The sequence below is a fragment of the Oceanispirochaeta sp. genome, assembly GCF_027859075.1.
Taxonomy (GTDB): domain Bacteria; phylum Spirochaetota; class Spirochaetia; order DSM-2461; family DSM-2461; genus Oceanispirochaeta.
Window position 1 is genome coordinate 1 of record NZ_JAQIBL010000081.1, and the last position, 4,859, is coordinate 4,859.

General features: G+C 42.1%; 5 protein-coding genes. All 5 read left to right on the top strand.

Annotated elements, in window-relative coordinates; translation table 11 throughout:
* Positions 1–556 (top strand): tetratricopeptide repeat protein (locus tag PF479_RS04330; protein WP_298002573.1); only part of this gene is annotated, 556 nt, incomplete at its 5' end.
* A 31-nt stretch (positions 557–587) separates the two neighbouring features.
* Complete coding sequence (locus PF479_RS04335; protein WP_298002576.1) at positions 588–2,990, top strand: CHASE2 domain-containing protein; 2,403 nt, start codon at positions 588–590, stop codon at positions 2,988–2,990.
* Entirely contained in the window at positions 2,977–3,705 is a 729-nt protein-coding gene (locus PF479_RS04340; protein WP_298002578.1) for a hypothetical protein, read from the top strand. Before PF479_RS04335 ends, PF479_RS04340 begins: the two co-directional genes overlap by 14 nt.
* An 11-nt stretch (positions 3,706–3,716) precedes the next feature.
* Positions 3,717–3,989, top strand: coding sequence for a hypothetical protein (locus PF479_RS04345; protein ID WP_298002580.1), 273 nt, complete (start codon positions 3,717–3,719; stop codon positions 3,987–3,989).
* 58 nt (positions 3,990–4,047) lie between these two features.
* Positions 4,048–4,833, top strand: a complete 786-nt coding sequence (mazG, locus tag PF479_RS04350) for a nucleoside triphosphate pyrophosphohydrolase (protein ID WP_298002582.1) — start codon at positions 4,048–4,050, stop codon at positions 4,831–4,833.
* Positions 4,834–4,859: the final 26 nt, after the last annotated feature.

Below are 4,859 nucleotides of genomic sequence, written 5' to 3' on the forward strand. Positions count from 1 at the left end.
CTTCGAATATCTCGGAAATCAAAAAGCTGAGAAGTCAGTGCTGGCAGCTGAGGTTATTGAATCCAAATTAAACGTTTATCTGACAGCTGCTGATGAGGACAAAGCCGTTGTAAAAGAGGAATTGTCTTCTCTTATTGAAGCCGCCGGGAACGATTATAAGGGATTATATGCTCACATGAGAGCATTGAATGCGGAAGCACAGGTTTTGGCAGAAGAGGGTGACTGGACGGGAGCCGCTGCTTCTTATATTGCCATTGCCGATAATTTCCCTGATAGTTATATGGCCCCTGTGTCTCTGTTAAACGCTTCTGCCATGGAAGAGGAATCTGGCGACATTGAGACTGCACTGACTCTTCTTGAAAGAGTTATCGCCGAATACAAAGATCTCTCTGCTGATATTCCTGAGGCACTTTTCAATATGGGCCGCTTGAATGAAGGCCTGGGAGATCCTGTTAAAGCTCAGGAATATTATAACCGGATAAGCGACGACTATAGCTCTTCAAGTTGGACTAACCTGGCGAAAAGCCGTATAATTGCATTAAATGCCCGTAGTTGATTATTAATTAGTTAGAAAAAGGGAGTGCTCAATGGCAAGAGAGGGAAGGAACCGTAGTAAAATTCTGAATGTTAAGTATTTCAGCCTTGTTTTAGGACTTCTTTTCTTCTTCCTTTTCTGGGGTCTGACCGAAGTTACTTCGATTTTTGACCACATGGAGCACAAACTTCTTGATTTACATTTTAATCTAAAAACCGTGTTTGAGCAGACCAGAATTCAAGAGGGTGTTACCATTGAAAAACGGAATCCTCATATTTCTCCTGATATACTGATTGTCGGAATCGACTTTAACAGCCTTAATGCCTTTGGAAGATGGCCTTTTGAGCGTTATCGGCACGCTAATCTGCTGGATGCATTTTCCAGGATTAAGGATCAGACTCAGCGGGAATCTGCCTTATTCCTGGATATCTTTTTTATTGAGCCCGATAACAACGCCTATGACGATGTCATTTTAACAGAAGCCATAAAGAATAATGGCAGGGTTTTTACTGAGACCGTTCTGAAGAAAACACCCATGGCAGCCAATGAAGCGGAAGAATTCTTTGGAAGACAACAAATCCTCTATGATACCTATGGCGAAATTTCCAATGTACAGGGCGATACGACAAGAGTTGTTGAATATTATGGCTTGCAGTCTCCCTTAAAACCCTATGGACGGGCCAGCTATGGATATGGTCATGCCAATTTTTACGATGATTATGACAAGAGATACAGACGGCAGCAGTTGATTGCGAAATCCTGTGTTGAATTGGAAACTCTTGAAGTCGAAGATTTGACCACTTCTTTTACTCTCAATCTGGAAAATCAAGAGCGATTGGCCTGGGTGGACAAAGACGGACAGTATCAGACCATTGAGTATCCCCTGACCGATAAAATCATCAATCAGCTGAAAAAGGATGTGCAGGAAAAATCTGCACCCAGAATTGAAGACAGCGACAAAGACGGGAATCCGGACAGATCCTTTTTTGTCGTTTATCACCTTGAAGATCATTTTGTTCCTTCCATAACTCTCTCTCTGGCAGTGAATTATTTTAACAAAGAACTTTCCGATCTGGAAGTTGTTCTGGATGAATACATCATCCTTCATGATGTGGAATATTTTGATTCAGATACTGCCCAATGGGGACCCTACATTATTACCGATGAGTTTCCCGAAGTGGATGCAGAAGGGAATCTTCTCACTGAAGGCAAAACCCGCCTAGTCAAGGATATCAAAATCCCCATTGATGACCGTGGTCAGATGCTCATTAACTATATGGGCCTCAGGTCGAATTCTTCACGGGGAGGCTATCAAACCTATCCTGTGCGCTCCTATTCCGGATATGCTTCACGTGTTCCCGGGATGGATCCATCTTCCTGGCCGAGGACGAAGGCCGTGGATAATAAAATTCTTATGGTCGGAGCCTTTGCACAGGGAATTGCGGATGACGAGAAAACGACTCCCTACGGTTTAATGTATGGTGTCGAGATCCATGCGAATGCGTTGAATACGATCCTGATGGATAACTTTCTCCTTGAAGTCCCTTATTGGATTAATACGCTTATACTCTTTTTATCAATGATGATCATTGCCTTCATTACTTCCCGGATTGGGCCCGGCTGGTCATTGATCCTGACTGTTTTTCTGATTTTTGCCCAGTTTATTGTCATCTCCATTCTCTTTGAATTTAAAAATTTAATGATTAATTTCTCCGCACCCGGGATTGGAAGTTTTTTCATCTATATCGCTGTTGTTTTGTACCGTGTGATCATGGAAGAATCGGATAAGAAGAGAATCAAGGTGATGTTCGGGAAATATGTCAGTCCTGTTATGGTAGAAAGGATGATGGAAACACCTCCAGAATTGGGGGGAGTCGACAACGACACGACTATATTCTTCTCAGATATCAGAAGTTTTACAACCTTATCAGAAACAATGTCGCCTCAGGAACTGGTTCAGCTCCTCAATGAATATCTTACGGCCATGACAGATTGCATCATGGATTATCGGGGTACTCTTGATAAATACATCGGTGATGCCATCATGTGTTTCTGGGGAGCACCAATACCTCAGGAAGATCATGCTCTTTTATCCTGTAAATGCGCTTTAAAACAGATGGAAATTCTGGACCGTTTGAATTTGGAATGGCCTCCGGAGAAACAGATCCATATCGGCATCGGCTTGAATTCGGGGATATCCACAGTTGGAAATATGGGAAGTGAAGGGCGGATGAATTACACCGTAATGGGTGACCACGTCAATCTGGCCTCTCGCCTGGAGGGGATAAACAAGCAGTATTACACCAGCATTGTCATCAGTGAGTCCACCTATGATCATATCAAAGACAAGGGGGCTATCTGCCGAGAGCTGGATGATATCAGAGTAAAGGGCAAGAAAAAACCGGTCAGGATCTATGAATTGATTGGTTTCGAGGATGGGCTTGAGATTCTCTGATTTATCGAAAAACTTAATCACTCTTATTTTTCTCTGCATTGTCATTCTCTTCAGTTGCGGATTACCTGTTTATAAGGTTCTTGAGCCGCCTGTATATTATGGCTCGAGCAATTATGCGGTTGGTTTCAGAACTCCTGATGACCCCATCATTGACGGCTATGTGATCTATTATAAAATTTACAATACTGGAGAGAATCTTATCCGTGAGGATGAGAAACTCTTTGATCCGGACTATTATCAAAATACTGCCGGCACAGAGCTGCCTTTCGGCGAATCTCTTCCCAGGGATTTGAATTTCTATCAGCTCGGAATCTTAGGAAATAACGTTGTGTCATATCCTCAGATTCCCTGGTCTGAGAGCGGAGACATTCTTCAGATTGATTTTACCGGAGCATTGAATCAGGAGTCAGATCCTGTCTTTACCATGAATGGCCTGGTAATGACAGATTCCATCGCTGTCCCTGCAAGGTATACCCGGTATACTTCCGGAACGCTGAGCGGTACCTTCAAGAGTTTTATCAATAACTATAGTTATAGTAATGACGTAGATATTCTGGATGTCAAAAATAGAACAGGCGCGATTTTACAAAATATTGAGATTGCATTTGTGGCTATAAGTTACGGCATCAGTAGTACGACTCTGCAGCCCATGATGAGTGTTCCTGTGCATCTGGGAACCATACTGCAGCAGAATATGAGTGATGCAATATATTAATGAGGTAAAAAATGCTGGGATCTTTTAAACTGAATTTTATTCTACTCTATATCATCTGCGGGTTTTGTGTGGCTTATTTTGGTGTGTATATTCTCAAGCATCAGTATCTGGGACGCATCTGGGGAGCCATTATTGTTTCTGTTATCGGTGCTTTTCTGGGAGCTCTGTTGAGTTCCGTTGTCATCAGTAGCAGCATGGATCTCTTTAATATTGCATCCGCTATGCTTTTAGCATCAATCTCTTTGTTTATCTTTGGCAAAGCCAGCCGATATCATAACGATTAGAAGCTGTCGCAACTTCTGATAATATATATTCTGTCTACCTAAAACCGGGAGTAATATAATGAATCAAAAAGAAAGAAAACACAGTTTTGAAGAACTCTGTGGCGTCATTGAAAATCTGCGATCTCCCGAAGGTTGTCCCTGGGACAGAGAGCAGACAGCCGAAACATTAAGCTCCGACTTTATTGAAGAAGTATATGAAGCTGTGGATGCCATTCGGGGGAAAGATGATGCCCACTTGATGGAAGAATTGGGAGATGTCTATTTACTGGTAACAATGATTGCCTATATAAAGCAACAGGAAGGTCAATTTAAAATATCAGATGTGCTGGATGGAATCACTGAAAAACTGATCAGAAGGCACCCGCATGTCTTTGCTGGAGAGTCTGTGAAGGATTCTGATGAAGTCTTGAAACAATGGGAAGATATCAAGGTCCATGTAGAAGGACGAGCTCCTAAAAAATCAATTCTGGATAAAGTCAGTAAAGGCCTCCCTCCTCTGGAACGGGCCTATAAACTTCAAAAAAAGGCCACAAAAGTCGGCTTTGACTGGCCTGATATAAATAATGTCTGGGATAAGGTCCACGAAGAAATTGAAGAAGTCCGAACAGTGGATGAAGGCAATAAAGAACACCTTCTGGAAGAAGTGGGAGATCTCTTATTTTCAGTGGTTAACATTGCCCGTTATCTGGAAATTGATCCGGCCGAGGCTATGCACCGGTGCAATTCAAAATTCATGAAAAGATTTTCATATATCGAAGAAAATATGAAAATTGAAAATCTTGACATGAATGCAGATAACTTTGAAAAAATGGATCAGCTCTGGAATGAATCTAAATTGAAATAGTCTGCTACCCTGCCCTTGTCATTGAG